Source organism: Halomonas fontilapidosi, assembly GCF_014192285.1.
GTDB lineage: Bacteria > Pseudomonadota > Gammaproteobacteria > Pseudomonadales > Halomonadaceae > Halomonas > Halomonas fontilapidosi.
In genome coordinates, this window is the sequence record NZ_JACHXQ010000017.1 from 1 (window position 1) to 15,203 (window position 15,203).

Below are 15,203 nucleotides of genomic sequence, written 5' to 3' on the forward strand. Positions count from 1 at the left end.
TGCAGCAAGGGCTCGACCAGTACATCCATTACTACAATCACGAACGCATCAGGCTGAAACTAAAAGGTCTGAGCCCCGTACAGTACAGGACTCAGACCTTGATCGCCGGCTGAATGAACCGTCCAACTATTGGGGGTCAGTTCATCCCTGGCGGGGGCCGCTTCATCACCGCATGACGCATTCGCATCTATCCTTGGCGACCTGGCCACAGGCCGCGACCACTTGGCGTCATACCTGCAGCATGGACGACACTGGCCTATCGCACCCTACGCCATCACCAACACGGGGTGTACGTTTTCGCCTACATCACCATGCATACCGCCACGTCGGGCTAACAGCTATGCTCTGTCCCAGCCTGAGTCAGCAACATCACGCCATCGCTCACATCAAGGCCGAACACTTGCTTTGTTTGCCACCGGTCAAGCTAGGCCCACCAGCGGCCACGCCACCTGCTTCGCCACCATAGCTTCGGCTACCACCGACGCCCGACGCTGTGGCTCATCATAGAATCTAGCCATGACCTCACCTACAGCGTGCTATCGATGAAAATGCTCGCATGGATCACGAAGTAGCCAGATTAAAAGGACGACATAGACATTTCTTTCTCACCTCGCCGGTTTCCTTGGTGCCGAATGATGCTCTCCACTCGCGCTATCAGCCAGTTCTGCCAGTTTGGTAGGCCATGCTCCAGCAGGTCTGTCGGCCAGAATGGTGTTCGAGGCACAGCGGAGAGATAGGGATCTATCAATTCAGGATGTCGAGCCAACACTTTGCGTGTACAGTTCTGTTTCGCAATCCACTGATAGACAAGACTGGCATGCTTAAGGGCGATGCGACGAAGGCTCGGATCGACCATGGTTTCTTGCGCAAGATTTTCAAGGTGTTCGCTCACGATTTGACACAAAACCTTGGTGCGCCGAAGTTCGCGCTGAACGGCAATTGGTCCCATTCGCCGCATGTACAGGTTCGCAATCCGAGTCCAGAGCAACATCTCTGGCACCACAACGCGCAAGCACACGGTTTGGCCATTCTCGAGGGTTATCTCAATCATCTCCGACCAGGTAATGAGCTGATGCGCAGTTGCACCGTACACATCACCCATGACATCAACGATCAAGTGCGAACCATCGGGGCTCCATCCCGGCCGCTCAAGGTCAATGACGGCGATGTTTGGAGTGTGGTCATCCATACCAGCAAACCGAGGCTCTCCTCCCCAAGCTCTCGCCAGCAGACGCACGTTATCCTTTGTCTCGGAAACAATATCTAGATCAGATGAAGTCAAGGCAGCAAGGTCAGCATCGTTCAAGCGGCCTTCAAGGAAGTAACTACTCCAAAATGAAATCGCCTGGCCCCCAATGAGGACCAGGCGTTCCTGTGCTTCTCTAGGTAGTTCGGCGAAGAGGCGAAGGAGAGGGTCAGTATCAAACGGTGCTGGCATTACCTAGGCTGAGCTTTTACTCGGCAGCCTGCTGAAAGGCGCGGCGCACAACCCTCGCGCGCTTCCGGACGCCAGCGAAGTGAGAAGCACGAGCGATGGCCGCACGCGACACCAGCATCTCGTCGTATTCTTTGGCACGGTTCTGCTCTTTTTCTTGCTGACGCAGTGCGAAATAGCCTGCCTGACCAGCACTGAGATAAGAAACCATGATTTTCTCCAAAAAAATCAGATGCTTACAAGAACTTTGGCCTTGCATGGCCCAATGGCTAAGGTTGCTCCGCAACCTTAGCCATTGGGCCATGCAGAGTCAAGTGTTTTTCTACGTTTCTCAATATTACGCGATTTCCTGCAATCCAGCAACGGGACACCTAGCTCATCTTTAGCAGGCATTCAGCCACCTCACAACACATACCGCCTCGCCTGGCTCACCACCACGCCGCGCACATCGCTCTGGCGGGCGGCGAATGAGCCGCTGCAATCCGTCGGGGGGATCAAGCGGATCTGCCCACCGATGCGGTGGCTGTTGAAGAGCCGCTGCTCCCCTTCCACCTCCACGATCACCAGGTCCGCGTGCTGGGCGGGTTTCTGCTCGTCCACCACCAGCAGGTCGCCTTCCATCAGCGGGCCAACCACACCGGCCTCCTCGCTGACCTCCACCAGGTAGCACGTGGGTTTGAAGCGCTTCAGGTCATAGCCCTCCAGCGCGGGGTGCGAAATGCCCGCGCACAGCGGGCCGAGGTAGTTCACACGCATATCGTCCCTGCCTTGTTGCTTTCTCATCACTCAGCCCCGCCATGCCGGGCTCTGGCCGCCGGTCGCTACGCTCCCTCATTGCATTAGCGTTTGCCTTACAGAGCGCGCCTGTCGAATACTGTACAAATAGACAGTATTTGACAAGAGACCTTCCGATGCGCGATCCCGAGATCCACTACCCGCTGCCAGCCCCGCCACTGCGGCCGCTACCGTTTCCCCTCACCACCATCCGTGCCGGTATCTCCGGCTTCCCCTCCCCAGCCGAGGACTACGTCGGCCGCACGCTGGACCTCAACGAGCGGCTGGTGAAGCGCCCCTCGGCCACGTTTTTCATGAGCGTTAAGGGCGACAGCATGGACGGCTTCGGCATCCAGGATGGCGACACCCTGGTGGTCGATCGCTCCATCGATCCACGCCCCGGGCACATCCTCGTCGCCCTGGTCGATGGCGAAGTGATCGTGAAGCGCTACGAGAAGCGCCAGGGCCGGCCGTTGCTGTGCTCCGGGAACCCGCTCTATTCACCCATTCCCCTCACCGATCTAGATTGCCAGGTGTGGGGTGTGGTGCGCTCGGTCATCCACGAGTACCCGGTGTAAGCGGCGTCATGATTGGCTTGGTGGACTGCAACAACTTCTACGTGAGCTGCGAGCGGGTCTTCCAGCCGCGACTCGAAGGCGTACCGGTGGGGGTGATGTCCAACAACGATGGCTGCGTGATCGCCCGCTCCAACGAGCTCAAAGCCCTGGGCGTGGAAATGGGCACCCCCGCCTTCGAGCTGCAGTCCCTGGTGCAGCGCGGGCAGATACGCCTGCTGTCCTCCAACTACGAGCTCTACGGCGATATGTCTGCCAGAGTGCGCGAGGTCCTCGAGGAGTTCTCCGCCGGTGTCGAGCCCTACTCCATCGACGAGATGTTTGTGCGCTTCGATGGCTTCGACCACACCACCACGCTCGCCCTGAGCCGCACCCTGCACCACAAGGTGCGCCAGTTCACTGGCATCCCCGTGTGCGTGGGCGTGGCCCCCACCCGCACCCTGGCCAAGCTGGCCAACCGCGCCGCCAAGAAGCTGCCGGGTTACCACGGTGTGTGTGTGCTCACTCCCGAGGACAACGAGACGCGTGGGCTGCTCGAGCGTACCGCCCTGGGCGACGTATGGGGCGTCGGTCGACGACTGGTCGAGCGCCTGGCCATCCAGGGCATCGAGACAGCCTGGGACCTCCGCCAGGCCGATCCCAAGGCCATCCGCCGGCGCTACTCCGTCACCCTCGAACGCACCGTGCGCGAGCTCCAGGGCACGCCCTGCATCGAGCTCAACGATGCCGACCGGCTACGCGACCGCATCATGACCTCGCGCTCCTTCGGCCGCCTGACCGGCGAGCTGAGCGAGCTGCAGGACGCCATCCGCCAGCACGCACAGCGCGGGGCCGAGAAACTCCGCCAGCAGGACAGCCACGCCCGCGCCGTGCTCGTCTTCCTCAAGACCAACCGCCACCGGCCCGACCTGCCCCAGTACGCCCCCAGCGTGGTCGTCGAGCTGCCCGAGCCCACCGACGACAGCCAGCCGCTCCTCGCCGCCTCCCAGCAGGGGCTCGAGGCGATCTACCGCCGCGGGTACCGCTTCATGAAAGCCGGGGTAATGCTGCTCGACCTGGTGGACGCCAACCGCCAGCAGCTCTCGCTGCTCGACACACCCGAGCGGGCCGCCCAGCGCGATCGTGACCACCAGCTGATGGCCACCCTGGACGAGCTCAATGGGAAGATGGGCAAGGGCACCGTGCGCCTGGGCGTGCCGCGCAGCAATGCCGCCTGGCAGCTGCGCTGCGCACACCGCAGCCCGAGGTGGACAACACAGTGGCCGGAGCTGCCAATGGTGAGAACCTGATACGATATTCAGCGTTTCAGTACGCCGCTTGTCGTGGATCTCCTACACCCCCGTCTATCCACCGTACCTGGAGTGACCGAGATCAGGGCCACTCTCGATTCGCCATTGGGTGAGGTTAAAACTTAAGTGGCAAAATGCTAACCGCTACAGAGTCATCCACCATAGGTGCAATCGCAAGACTGCGCTACCTCTGGAAAACAAAGCCCCGCAGATGCGAGGCTAAGCCCTCATGGCACTTAAGCAACTTCTAAACACCAATGTTTAATCGCGTCTGTCAACTCATCCGTATCCTTCCCTAGATAATGAGGAACGCGCAGGCTCTTTAAATAAAGAGAAAAGTCTTTCACTTCTTCTTCAGCTGCTTTTAAATCAGAAGCCTTCATTCTTCCACCAGGACGAAGAATGAAAATCGCCCCATTCTTGAAGGCTTTTTCTGTGGTGGCCACAGACACATCTCTATGACCAAGGTAAAGCTCACCCTGAATCTTTTCAGGCTTAGTAAAATCTGCTGAAACAATAGTAGCAGCCTCATGCCCATCGTTTTCCCTTCGGAAAGGCAAAAAAAGATCAATGCCTAACTCTGTTTTAACCTTAGGGTTTTCAGGGACATGCTCTCGATACTCATTACCCAACCTGAAAGATAAAGAGTCATTGATTCTTCTGTATGCGCGTTTCTTTGTAACAGGAGAATGCCGCATAGAACGATGGCCACGTGGAACACTGAGAGGAACAAGATCTCCCATCATTCGCTCAACAATATCTTCAGCGCTTTCACCTTGCGCAAAACCACCTTCCACAATACTTAATTGTGGAGAGGTCCATTTTTCTGGATTAGGTTCAGACTCGACCATCATCTCTGCCACACGACAAGCAAGCTTCGCATGGAACTCGGCCCTGTCATCAAAAAGACAGCGCAGACGGCCGAAATCGTCAATCGTCTGAATATACGGGGCGCCCTGTTGTGGGAGAAAGGCAACACCCAAATTTAGCCTCTCTCCAGCAGAAAGGTCGGGGGTCCATTGGACTCGGTACCACATTCCTTTGACCAAGCACGGGGCAGCGCTTTGTTTATCCCGGAAAATGTCATCAATGTTAAGCATAATCACACCGGCATAGTCGAAAGTTTTTGGCTTAGCCGATCAGAACCATTTTCGGCTCGACTGTGGAAGAATGATTCGATCGCTGCCCTACGCGATGGATCATTTCCAAGAAATGCTTGCCACCAAGCTTTCAGCTCATCCTTTATAGAATTATAGACGTCCGAGTGACGCTCTGCAGCTCTGACCACAAACCCTTCTTCAATGGGGACGCTGCCGCCTAACGTCATGATCTCTATCAAAATATTCCGAAAACGGCCTTCCGGCACGAGCGCATCGGCGGTCCAGCATATATCAACCGGCATATTGCTATGGTCAATGACGTATATTTCCCCCTTTTCGTCGATCAAGAAATTTCCCAAATTTCTATCCTGGTTTGCAGCCCAGTCATCAAAGGCCATCAAGGGAGATAGACCACGCCACCCCTTGAGAATTTCACGAGTAGCGGTAGCTGCCAGTGCTTCGGGCAGACCTGCGTATATAGAGTTGGGAGATCGTCCGGGCGACTCACTGACTGCAAATGCATAGCGATACACACCTTCCGGACAGTTTTTAATCTCCATAGAATCAACCAGAACTTGATTTAACTGCACAACCGCGGCTCGTTGTGGAACGGGTAAACCGCAGGCCTTTGCGATGAGATATCCAGTCAGCTCATTGACTACACCCAAGCTTCGTGAAGCTGGAAAACACTTGAGAAACCCTCGTCCCGGAGTACCATCTTCCCAAGAAATATCGCAGGCATACGTTTCAGCCATGAGACCATCGGGGGTTCTACCACGGAGACTTCTTACTGACTCTGGGGTTAATATTTCAATAGATGAGTTATTCATAACCTAACAGAGTCCTCAGTCGAAGCTAAACTGGCTGCGATTGCTGCCGGCCGACACTTCCATCTGCACGCAACTCTCTAGCAGCGTGTAGCTGCCCGGCCCACCGAAGCTAGCCACGTCATGGCAATGGTTCCGGACGTTTGCTGGCAGGCTCGCCCATGGCCCCTTGAGGCCGTTATAGGCCGACTGCTCCATGTCGACGCAGCTGTTGTAGAGAGTGTTGCTGAAATCTCCGCCGAAGCTGGCCACCTGCTCACAGTGCGTCTCGACATCGAAACGCGGAATTTGCTGCGCGCTGGCCAATGTCGAGACCAGCGGTGTACTGATTACCGCCGCAATCGCCACCATCTTGATCGCTTTCATCCCTGTCTCCCTTGCGTATCACGCCCCGCCCGGGGCGGTTATTGATCAGCGGTCTTCTGCCGCTTCATTTACAACACCCGCCCAATCCGAATCTCACACCGCCCCAGGATCTCCACGTCCTTCATGTCTTCGGGCTTGATCATCTCGGGCTGGTAATGCTCGTTGTCGCTAATCAGCAGCCAGGCGCCGCCTGCCACGCGCTGCACGCGCTTGATGCGTCGCTCGCCGTGTACCAGCAGCAGAAACACCCCCTCTGGCTTCGGCTCACGCCGGCTGCGGTCCACCAGCACCCAGTCGCCATCGGCGAGGGTGCTGTCCATCGAGTCGCCGCGCACCTTGATACCCACCACCTGGGCCGGGTCCAGCCCCTGGGCGGCCAGCTGCTCGGTGGGGAAGTAGAGCGTGGATTCGACCTCTTCCTGTTCCAGGGAGCGACCATCACCGGCAGCGGCCTCTATGTCGTACATCTTCACTTCGGACATATCGGCACCCGAAGCGCTGAGGGGTGTCAACGTTTGTGAACCATGGCCATGGCTTGAGCGTCGACCTGTGAGGACGTACTGCACATCAACTCCCGCCCCATCCAACGCAGATAGGTAAGAGGCATCAGGACTCCGAGCATCTTTTTCGTAGTTAATCTGAGTCGTTTTGCCGACCCCACCGACCTGGGCTAACGCCGTCTGGCTCAAGCCCAAACGCTCACGCTCCGCCTTGAGTCGCTCACCTGTGGTTCTCAAATTTGCACCATCCCGCTTGACAGGTTCACATACGTGAACCATCATCGAATCGCAGTCTTAGACAACATTAAGGAAGCCTAACCCATGGACACCGCCGAGACCATGCAAGCCGCCGTTGCGGCCCGCGCCCCGCGCGGCTGTAACCGCCCGGTGATGACCCAGGTCACCGATACCGAGCGCACCAAGCTCGAGGGCATCGCCCAGCTGGAGATGCGCTCGCTCTCCGCCACCACCCGAATGCTCATCCTGCTCGGCATCGAGCACTACGAAGCCGAAACCGAAAGAGCCGGCCGGGCTTGATCGGCCGTCTGTCCTGACCTGCTGCATAAGGAACCTCGCCATGTACCAGGACCCGAAACGCATCCGCTCCAATAAGGCCACCGTCTACCTCGATCAGTACGAGTCGGACGTGATCACCGCGCTGGCCAATTACCTGGGCGTGCCCAAGGCCGAGGTGATGCGCCAGATGCTGATGAAGGAAGCCCGCGACGTGCTCGGCATCGATCCCGCATCCCTTACCGACACTCTCGCGGCTCACACCGGCTGAGCACACCACCACATCCACCGTGCATTAGAGGTCCCTATGCCGGAACAACCCGTGGAACTCGACCAGCAAGCCCGGGCAGTGCTCGATGCCGTTCGCCATCAGCAGGGGCTGGAGTCCCGCGAGCAGGCTGCTGAATGGCTGCTACGTCGCCGCATCCGGCGCGGCGCCCAGGGCCTCACCGGCCGCGGCCGCGCGCTCTACGAAGTGAAAGGAGATCCCCGGTGAGAATTCTTTGCCCGCATTGCGCGCAACGTGCCATCACCCGAACCAGCAAGCGTCCCTCGCCGGTGTTCTACGAGGTCTACGCCCAGTGCACCAGCCCGGCCTGCGGCTGGAGCGGCAAGCTGCTGGTCGAGTTCGCCACCACCACCTCACCCAGCCGAGCCCCCGCCACCGACGTGCGCATTCCCGTCGATCGGGCCTCGCGCCAGGTGCTGCTCGAGCAGCTCAACGAATGCTGAAGGAGACCGAGACCATGACCAACGTGACCCCGCTTCGCGCACCGCACTTGGATGCCCACAACATCGCCAGCGCCCAGCTCTTCCGCACCCGCTGGGAGAACCGGGAGAACGCCCTGCGCGATTGCATCGAGCACCTGACGCACCACCACGACATGACCGAAGAGGCCGCTGAGCTGGCCGCGCTCCAGGCCTATGCCGAGCTCGAGAGCACCAACCAGCAGGCGCGCATCGATGTGGATGCCAGTACCTCACACATGGTGTTCCTGCGCACGGAAGACGGCCGGCCGGTGGTCTTCACCGTGAACGACCTGCTGAACGTGCTACAGCAGGCCCGCCGTGAACAGCGCGCCGTCGTAGTGGGCCGCGACCGCCGCCGCCCGGTCGTCATCGAGCAGTAACCCCCTCCCCCTTCACCTCGGATAAAGGAGGCACAGCGTGAATCCATCGCTGCGCCAGGACATCCTCGCGCGTTTGCAACGCGACTACCGCGCCGAAGAGCGGGGCCCGTACCTGCAAAAGGTGCAGTGCCCCGACTGCGGCAAGCGCGAGGCCTACATCGCCACCGAGGCGCCGTGGATGCTGAAGTGCGGCCGCGAGAACAACTGCGGCAGTCAGATCCACGTGAAGGAGTTGTTCCCGGAGTTCTTCGCCAGCTGGTCGGAGCGCTTCGCCCCGCGCGCTGATCAAGCCCCGCACGAGAAGCCGACCAGCACCACCCCGGTGGCCGATGGCTACCTGCGCGACGGCCGTGGCTTCGAGCTTTCGCGCATCCAGGGCTGGTACACCCAAGAGAGCTACTGGCGGCAAGACGTGGGCGGCACCGCCACGGTGCGCTTCCCGCTGCCCAGCGGCGCCTATTGGGAGCGCCTGCTCGACAACCCCGAGCGCTTCGGCAAGCAGAAGGCCAACTTCGTGGGGCGCTACAAGGGCCAGTGGTGGTGCCCGCCGGTGTTTACTCCGACAGATCTCGCCAACGAGGACGAGGTGTGGATCGTGGAGGGCATCTTCGATGCCATCGCGCTCTACCACCATGGCATCGCCGCCGCCTCGGCGATGAGCTGCAGCAACTACCCCGCCGAGGCGCTCAAGGCCCTGGCGGATGCCGCCCACCAGGCCGGCACCTGCCGCCCCACCCTGGTGTGGGCGCTGGACAGCAACTCTGCCGGCCAGAAGGCCACCCGAAAGTGGGTGGAACGCGCCCGCGCCGAAGGCTGGGAGTGCCAGGCCGCGCAGATCCCTGGCGGTGGCCGGTTCGACTGGAACGATGCCCACCAGCGCATCGAGCTCACCGAGCAGCACCTGGCGCGCTATCGCTACCACGGCGATCTACTGCTGGCCCCCAGCGCCATGGCCAAGGCGCTGATCATCTTCAAGCGCACCGAGCGCCGCGAGTTCTGGTTCGAGTACAAGCGCCAGGTGTGGTGGTGGAAGCTCGACATGGACGCCTTCGACCGCGCCGTGCGGGCCGAGGGCGAGGATGGCGGCGACCAGCAGAGCCTCAACCCGGCCATCCGCGATGCGGCCCTGGAGCAGGCTGGCAGCGTGAAGCGCATCTGTACCTGCTTCCCCACGGCGCTCTATTACCAGGCCAACCTGGTCACCGACGAGAGCTGGTACTACTACCGGGTCGAGTTCCCCGACGGCCGCGCGCCGGTCAAGAACACCTTCAGCGGCGGCCAGCTGGCCAGTGCCAGCGAGTACAAGAAGCGCCTGCTCGGCGTGGCCCCGGGCGCTGTGTGGACGGGCACCAGCCAGCAGCTCGATACCCTCCTCCAGGACCAGATCGGCAACATCAAGACGGTCGAGACCATCGACTTCATCGGCTACAGCAAGGAGCACGGCGCCTATGTGTTCGGCGAACTGGCCGTGGCCGGCGGCAAGCTGGTGCGCATCAATGCCGAGGACTACTTCGAGCTCGGCCCGCGCAAGCACCTCAAGACCCTGAGCCAGTCGGTCACCCTGCACCTCAATCCGGACCGCAAGGCCTATCACACCGGCTGGACGACCCAGCTGCTGGGCGCCTTCGGTACCAAGGGCGTGGTTGCCCTGGCGTTCTGGCTGGGCAGCCTGCTCGCCGAGCAGCTGCGCGCCGAAATGGGCAGCTTCCCCTTCCTGGAGATCGTCGGCGAGGCCGGCGCCGGCAAGTCCACGCTCATCGAGTTTCTGTGGAAGCTGGTGGGTCGCCGCGACTATGAGGGCTTCGACCCGTCCAAGGCCACCATGCCGGCACGCTCGCGCAACTTCGCCCAGGTGAGCAACCTGCCGGTGGTGCTGATCGAGTCCGACCGCGAGCAGGAAGGGGGCGCCAAGCAGAAGCAGTTCGACTGGGACGAGCTCAAGACGGCTTTCAACGGCCGCTCGATCCGCGCCCGCGGCGTGAAGAACAGCGGCAACGACACCTACGAGCCGCCCTTCCGCGGCAGCATCGTCATCAGCCAGAACGCCCCGGTGCAGGCCGGCGAGGCCATCCAGACCCGCATCTGCCACCTGCACTTCACCCGCGAGGGGCAAACCCACCAGACCAAGGAACTGGCCGAAGCGCTGGAGAAGACCGAGCTCGAGAACGTCAGCCAGTTTGCCCTGGAGGTCGCCCAACGCGAGGCGCCGCTGCTCGAGCTGATCAAGGCGCGCGCCAAGCCCTACGCCAACCGCCTGGCGGAAGCCCCCGACATCAAGGTGCTACGCATCGCCAAGTGCCACGGCCAGCTGATGGCCCTGGTGGACTGCCTGGGCCCCGAAGGCTTGGGCTTGTTCGACGCCCAGACCATCGACATGGCCGCCGGCCACGTATGGCAAATGGCCCGCGATCGTCAGCAGGCGATCAACGCCGATCATCCCCTCGTGCAGGAATTCTGGGAGGCCTTCGAGTACCTGGAAGGCCTGCGCGACGAGCCGGTGCTCAACCACTACGGCTACGGCAGCAACGAGGTGGCCATCAACCTCAAGGACTTCGAGCGCGCCTGTGCCGAGCACAAGTTGCGCGTGCCCGAGATCCGCGAGCTCAAGCGCTACCTCAAGGCCAGCAAGTCCCGGAAGTTCCTCGAAGCCAACCGCACCGTGCGCTCTCGCATCCGCCTGAACGGCGCGAGCGTGAAGTGTTGGGTGTTCCAGCAGTCGAGCTAGTAGAGACAGGAGGCCGCCATGCATCACCCCACCTACACCCTCGACCAGGCCGCGCCGCTGCTCAACCTGGGCCGCAACACCCTGGCGCGCCGCCTACGCGACGCCGGCGTGCTCGGGCCGGACAACCTGCCCGCCGGCCCGTACCGCGGCCGGGTGAGCCTGGTGATTGTGGCCACCGGCACCTACTGGCACCCCATCTGCGGCTGGACCCACTACGGCCGCACCGAATTCACCAATGCCGGGCTCGACCACATCGCCCGCAAGCTCGGCATCGACCTCGCCCGCCTGCCGCACCCCAGCAGCCGGCGTGCCCAGCAAGCACCGCAACCCGCAAGGAGCCTGTCATGACCATCCAGAACCAGGAACTTTACGACGCCCTGCAGCACGTCAGCAGCAAGCTCTCGATGCTCGAGAACTATCGCGAACTCCTGGAGGGCGTCGAACGCGAACTCGCCGCGGCGAAAGCCGCCGCACGTCGCGTCCTCGAGGAGCTCCCTCGTGAGCAGGTCGAGGAGCTGATGGCCCTGCCGATCCAGCACGGCGACGTCGTGATGCGGATTCGTTTCGATAAAGACGATGGATTGCTCGACATCGACGCCCGCCAGGTGCCCGAAAGCCGCAGCCTGCATGACCTGATGGGCGACGAGGAGCGCGAGGCGATACGCCAGCGCGTCCATGCCGCCAACCGAGCGCGCTTCGAGCAGCAACACGCCAACCAGGAGGGCGCCACCCATGGCTGACAACGCCGATATCGCCACCGAGCTGATGGAGCGGCGCCTCGAAGGCGCCCTCGCCAGCCGCCTGCAGGCCACCGCCCCGGTGCACGCCACCGAGTGCGAGGAGTGTGGCGACGAGATCCCCGCGGCCAGGCGCGAAGCCGCGCCCTGGGCCACTACCTGCATCGAGTGCCAGGGCATGCGCGAACAGCACGCCCGGCATCGCCGCTGATCACCTCCAGGAGGAACGAGCCATGCACCCCGTCACCCGCCACCGGATCAGCAGCCTGATCCATACCAGCGCCGACGACGCCCGCATCAGCATGGAGCTGATGCACTCCGAACACGGCGCCGACTACACCCTCGAGGTGGCCAGCGGCGCGATCCTGCGCCTGGAAGTGCTGCAGGCCGAGAAGCTCAGCCACCGCAAGGTGTTCGCCACCGCCGCCCGCAAGGCGCTCAAGGTACTGGAAAAGGGGCCGCTGAAATGACCGCTGCCAACGCCATCGACCCGCGCGACTACGCCATCATCAGGGCCCTCGGGGCCCTGTGCCTGGCCACGCCCAACGTGGAGCTGGCCCGCGCCTACCTTCGCGACGCAGGTGCTGGCGAGCGCATTCACCATGCGGCCCAGGTGCAGCGCTGTCAGCAGGCACTCGCCCAGGGCAAGGTCCGCCGCGTCAGCGATCAGACCATCGAGATTGCCTTCCCCAGCTGCCAACTGGCCAGTGTGGTCGAGGAGCTGCTGCAGGAGGAGGCCCGCCAATGACTCAGCCACCACCGAAAGGCGGCCGGCTGGCCCGGCAGGCCGCCATGCTCTGCCAGGATCCAGCCTTCCGGCTCTACCTGGATCGCCGCCGGCGCTACAAGCAGGGCCTCACTGAGGACCAGCTGCCCGACGGCACGCACAACGAGCAGGACGCCCGCGACTGGCTCTGCGCTGCCTGCCAGATCGAGAGCCGCGCCGAGCTCGACCACAACCCCACCGCCGCGGCCATGCTCCGCACCATCAAGCAGCGCTTCACCCACTGGAAAATCCGACAAGGAGTCCCGGCATGAATACCTATTTCGGACTGCTCGCCGAGTTCGACGGCCGCGCCGAGCTTCCGCTCGAGGAAGTCGCCCCGCGCTACTTCGGCATCAGCCCGCGCACCGCCAGCGTGCGCGCCGGCGCCCAGGCCCTGCCGGTACCGGCCTACCGCGCCGGCGACTCGCAGAAAGCGCCCTGGCTGGTCAGCGCCGTGGACCTCGCCAAGTACCTGGACGAGAGGCGGGCAGAGGCGCATGAGATGTGGAAGCTTGTAAACTCCTAATCAAGAGAAAGCCCCTATGGGAGGGGCTTAATATCCCTTACACCAGCTTCTTTCAAAATCATCCCATAAAGTTCAAAAAACTGCTTAAGCAACAAATCTGCATTTTTATCCAGAGGATAGCTAGACAACACGCAAAGCACCCAAAGCAGGTCTTGAATGGCAATCGAGAATACTTTACTTATCAAATCATCAAGACTTTCACCCATTGAGGCGACACCCTCATCGGTCGCATAAAGGATTTTGTTTCTAAAATCCGACCTTTGAGCGACAAATGTTTTTATGTCCATATTTGCATCTGCATGCACGCGCCCCTCAAACTCTTTATAAAGGCTTTCCAACACTTCATCATATTCCCGATCCTCGAGAGATATGATCTGGCTCATCGGGTTATGATCAATATACCCACCTTTATCATCGTAGTATATTCTTGCTACAGCCTTATCATTCTCAACAACCAATCTATAACTAAATCCGAAATCCCCCTGCATTCCGTCCAGAGCAACCCCAGAAGAATAAATACTTGAAAGAATATGCTTAACCTGAGACAAGACAGGATAAAACCCAAGTTTAACTTTATGGTTATTGAATTTCTTCACATATGTCTTATACCTTCCACCGCCCGGCTTTTGTGACTTAATAAGCTCGAAGATCGCAACCACAAGCTCTTCCTCAGCTGCAATAAGCCTGATCACCCCCATCTCATCATCAATACCGGATAGCTTTTTAGCTTTTTCAAAATGATCACTAGCCTTGGCAACCCTAGTCATAACCTTCTTGGGGCATCTACTGATTACGACCCGAACAACATCCTCCCCAGCAATCTCTTTAAAATCAGTAAGCTCGAAGGATTTTTCTTCATCATAACGAATCATACTTTCCCCGCATTATCTTAGCTTCAGATTCTCTGGAGTCAGGTGCGTATATCTCTTGAGGACATCCCAGCTTTCGTGCAGCGTAAACTGCTGCACCTCCACGATCTCATACCCCGCCTCGAATAGCCGCGACGTCGCCTCATGGCGCAGGTCGTGAAAGCGTAGATCTTCTATCCCGCACGCAGCGCAGGCTGCCCGCCAGCGGGTACCGATCGACTTGCCGTGGTAGGGAAATATCCGCTCTTCGCCCTGGGCGCGCGGCTGCCGGCGGATGATGGCCATAGCCTCATGGCTGAGCTTGAATCGCTTGTGATTACCCCGCTTCTGCCGGGGGTGCTTGGCGTCACGCACCCAGCAGGTCATCGCCTTCTCGTCCAGGTCCGACCATAGCAGCCGGGTGATCTCCTCCTGGCGCCTCGAGGAGGCAATGGCAAAGTCCATGATGTCCTCCATGGGGATGATCGCGCTCGGCCGGATCCGCTGCGAGCGCTGGAAATAGGCGCGGATCCGCTCGATCTCGTGATCGGTGGGCCGCCGGCTGCGTGACCCCGGCCTCGAAACCAGCCCCTTGCTGCGCATCAGCAGCTTGGCCGATTCGAACTCGCCCAGGTCCACCGGCATCTTCCAGGCGGCCACCGCAGTCTTGAGGATGATGCCAAGCCAGGTGATGTCCTGGTTGATGGTCGAGGGCTTGATCCCACTGCTCCGACGCATCACCGCGTGCTCGATGACCTGCTCGCTGGTCAGCTCGGTGACCTTCACCCTGGCGACCGGGAAGCGCTGCAGCTGCTCGATAGTCGCCCGTTTTGAACGGCCGGCATCCTGGGCGAACTCATGCAGGTAGCGCTCGATGGCATCGTCCAGGGTCACGCCTCGCCACTTCGCCGAGAGAATCCCCCCGGGGCTGCTGAGCTCGAGCTCTCGGCGCTTGGCCCACTCCTCTGCCATCGCCTTCCTGGGGAACGTCCGCGACTCAGCGTGGTCTGGTTGCCCACGGCGGGCGATGCGGATCTGAGCCAGGTATGAGAAACTGCCGTCCTTTCGCCGACGCTTCCTGATCGTCGCCAC

Annotated in this window: 25 protein-coding genes and 1 pseudogene; 16 read left to right on the forward strand and 10 right to left on the reverse strand. The window is 60.7% G+C overall.

Annotation, left to right across the window (positions count from 1 at the left end; genetic code table 11):
* On the forward strand, window positions 1-113 hold a 113-nt coding region (locus FHR95_RS16445), incomplete at its 5' end, for an IS3 family transposase (protein WP_183315221.1).
* Window positions 114-577: 464 nt separating this feature from the next.
* On the opposite strand, the gene FHR95_RS16450 is transcribed toward FHR95_RS16445, so the two are convergent.
* The 3 genes from FHR95_RS16450 to FHR95_RS16460 all read right to left on the reverse strand — a co-directional run bounded on the left by FHR95_RS16450 (window position 578) and on the right by FHR95_RS16460 (window position 2,191).
* Window positions 578-1,306, reverse strand: coding sequence for a hypothetical protein (locus FHR95_RS16450; protein ID WP_183315222.1), 729 nt, complete (start codon window positions 1,304-1,306; stop codon window positions 578-580).
* A 148-nt stretch (window positions 1,307-1,454) separates the two neighbouring features.
* Entirely contained in the window at window positions 1,455-1,646 is a 192-nt protein-coding gene (locus tag FHR95_RS16455; protein ID WP_183315223.1) for a hypothetical protein, read from the reverse strand.
* Between the two features lie 191 nt (window positions 1,647-1,837).
* A complete protein-coding gene (locus FHR95_RS16460) occupies window positions 1,838-2,191 on the reverse strand; it encodes a LexA family protein (protein WP_183315224.1) in 354 nt (117 codons plus the stop codon).
* A 155-nt stretch (window positions 2,192-2,346) separates the two neighbouring features.
* Here FHR95_RS16460 and FHR95_RS16465 point away from each other — a divergent pair, with 155 nt between their 5' ends.
* Both FHR95_RS16465 and FHR95_RS16470 read left to right on the forward strand, forming a co-directional pair.
* Window positions 2,347-2,787, forward strand: a complete 441-nt coding sequence (locus tag FHR95_RS16465; protein WP_183315225.1) for a LexA family protein — start codon at window positions 2,347-2,349, stop codon at window positions 2,785-2,787.
* A gap of 8 nt (window positions 2,788-2,795) precedes the next feature.
* Window positions 2,796-4,073, forward strand: a complete 1,278-nt coding sequence (locus FHR95_RS16470; RefSeq protein WP_183315226.1) for a Y-family DNA polymerase — start codon at window positions 2,796-2,798, stop codon at window positions 4,071-4,073.
* Between the two features lie 236 nt (window positions 4,074-4,309).
* Here FHR95_RS16470 and FHR95_RS16475 read toward each other — a convergent pair whose 3' ends face one another.
* From FHR95_RS16475 to FHR95_RS17440, 5 genes and pseudogenes are all read right to left on the reverse strand, one after another.
* Window positions 4,310-5,173: a hypothetical protein gene (locus FHR95_RS16475; protein WP_183315227.1), complete on the reverse strand. Its 864-nt coding sequence runs from the start codon at window positions 5,171-5,173 to the stop codon at window positions 4,310-4,312.
* A 2-nt stretch (window positions 5,174-5,175) separates the two neighbouring features.
* On the reverse strand, window positions 5,176-5,928 hold the full coding sequence (locus FHR95_RS16480; RefSeq protein ID WP_183315228.1) for a hypothetical protein: 753 nt from the start codon (window positions 5,926-5,928) through the stop codon (window positions 5,176-5,178).
* A gap of 90 nt (window positions 5,929-6,018) precedes the next feature.
* Complete coding sequence (locus FHR95_RS16485; protein WP_183315229.1) at window positions 6,019-6,366, reverse strand: hypothetical protein; 348 nt, start codon at window positions 6,364-6,366, stop codon at window positions 6,019-6,021.
* A gap of 68 nt (window positions 6,367-6,434) precedes the next feature.
* Window positions 6,435-6,848 carry a S24 family peptidase gene (locus FHR95_RS17220; protein WP_246378674.1) on the reverse strand — a complete coding sequence of 138 codons (414 nt, stop codon included), beginning with the start codon at window positions 6,846-6,848 and terminating at the stop codon, window positions 6,435-6,437.
* Between the two features lie 114 nt (window positions 6,849-6,962).
* Window positions 6,963-7,148 (reverse strand): annotated as a pseudogene (locus FHR95_RS17440) (helix-turn-helix domain-containing protein); the annotation flags it as partial.
* Between the two features lie 39 nt (window positions 7,149-7,187).
* On the opposite strand from FHR95_RS17440, the gene FHR95_RS16495 reads away from it, so the two are divergent.
* From FHR95_RS16495 to FHR95_RS16555, 13 genes are read left to right on the forward strand one after another with little or no spacing between them, the layout of a single operon-like run.
* Window positions 7,188-7,403 carry a hypothetical protein gene (locus tag FHR95_RS16495; protein WP_089851546.1) on the forward strand — a complete coding sequence of 72 codons (216 nt, stop codon included), beginning with the start codon at window positions 7,188-7,190 and terminating at the stop codon, window positions 7,401-7,403.
* A 40-nt stretch (window positions 7,404-7,443) separates the two neighbouring features.
* Window positions 7,444-7,650, forward strand: coding sequence for a hypothetical protein (locus FHR95_RS16500; RefSeq protein WP_089851545.1), 207 nt, complete (start codon window positions 7,444-7,446; stop codon window positions 7,648-7,650).
* Window positions 7,651-7,686: 36 nt separating this feature from the next.
* Window positions 7,687-7,875, forward strand: a complete 189-nt coding sequence (locus tag FHR95_RS16505; protein WP_089851542.1) for a hypothetical protein — start codon at window positions 7,687-7,689, stop codon at window positions 7,873-7,875.
* A complete protein-coding gene (locus FHR95_RS16510; protein WP_175535118.1) occupies window positions 7,872-8,111 on the forward strand; it encodes an ogr/Delta-like zinc finger family protein in 240 nt (79 codons plus the stop codon). The genes FHR95_RS16505 and FHR95_RS16510 overlap by 4 nt, the downstream gene beginning before the upstream one ends.
* A 14-nt stretch (window positions 8,112-8,125) precedes the next feature.
* The gene (locus FHR95_RS16515; RefSeq protein WP_183315231.1) at window positions 8,126-8,509 is read left to right on the forward strand and encodes a hypothetical protein; all 384 of its coding nucleotides are present in this window, start codon (window positions 8,126-8,128) and stop codon (window positions 8,507-8,509) included.
* A 37-nt stretch (window positions 8,510-8,546) separates the two neighbouring features.
* Entirely contained in the window at window positions 8,547-11,234 is a 2,688-nt protein-coding gene (locus FHR95_RS16520; protein ID WP_183315232.1) for a toprim domain-containing protein, read from the forward strand.
* 18 nt (window positions 11,235-11,252) lie between these two features.
* Window positions 11,253-11,582, forward strand: a complete 330-nt coding sequence (locus FHR95_RS16525) for a hypothetical protein (protein WP_183315233.1) — start codon at window positions 11,253-11,255, stop codon at window positions 11,580-11,582.
* Window positions 11,579-11,974: a hypothetical protein gene (locus tag FHR95_RS16530; RefSeq protein ID WP_183315234.1), complete on the forward strand. Its 396-nt coding sequence runs from the start codon at window positions 11,579-11,581 to the stop codon at window positions 11,972-11,974. Before FHR95_RS16525 ends, FHR95_RS16530 begins: the two co-directional genes overlap by 4 nt.
* On the forward strand, window positions 11,967-12,182 hold the full coding sequence (locus FHR95_RS16535) for a TraR/DksA C4-type zinc finger protein (protein ID WP_183315235.1): 216 nt from the start codon (window positions 11,967-11,969) through the stop codon (window positions 12,180-12,182). The genes FHR95_RS16530 and FHR95_RS16535 overlap by 8 nt, the downstream gene beginning before the upstream one ends.
* 22 nt (window positions 12,183-12,204) lie before the next feature.
* Window positions 12,205-12,441 (forward strand): hypothetical protein, encoded by a 237-nt coding sequence (locus tag FHR95_RS16540; RefSeq protein ID WP_183315236.1) that lies wholly within the window; start codon window positions 12,205-12,207, stop codon window positions 12,439-12,441.
* A complete protein-coding gene (locus tag FHR95_RS16545; protein ID WP_183315237.1) occupies window positions 12,438-12,719 on the forward strand; it encodes a hypothetical protein in 282 nt (93 codons plus the stop codon). The genes FHR95_RS16540 and FHR95_RS16545 overlap by 4 nt, the downstream gene beginning before the upstream one ends.
* On the forward strand, window positions 12,716-13,009 hold the full coding sequence (locus FHR95_RS16550) for a hypothetical protein (RefSeq protein ID WP_183315238.1): 294 nt from the start codon (window positions 12,716-12,718) through the stop codon (window positions 13,007-13,009). The genes FHR95_RS16545 and FHR95_RS16550 overlap by 4 nt, the downstream gene beginning before the upstream one ends.
* On the forward strand, window positions 13,006-13,263 hold the full coding sequence (locus FHR95_RS16555) for a pyocin activator PrtN family protein (RefSeq protein ID WP_183315239.1): 258 nt from the start codon (window positions 13,006-13,008) through the stop codon (window positions 13,261-13,263). Before FHR95_RS16550 ends, FHR95_RS16555 begins: the two co-directional genes overlap by 4 nt.
* 14 nt (window positions 13,264-13,277) lie before the next feature.
* Here the strand turns inward: FHR95_RS16555 and FHR95_RS16560 are convergent, their stop codons facing one another.
* A complete protein-coding gene (locus tag FHR95_RS16560) occupies window positions 13,278-14,135 on the reverse strand; it encodes a hypothetical protein (protein WP_183315240.1) in 858 nt (285 codons plus the stop codon).
* A 12-nt stretch (window positions 14,136-14,147) separates the two neighbouring features.
* The gene (locus FHR95_RS16565; RefSeq protein ID WP_183315241.1) at window positions 14,148-15,083 is read right to left on the reverse strand and encodes a tyrosine-type recombinase/integrase; all 936 of its coding nucleotides are present in this window, start codon (window positions 15,081-15,083) and stop codon (window positions 14,148-14,150) included.
* Between the last annotated feature and the right edge of the window lie 120 nt (window positions 15,084-15,203).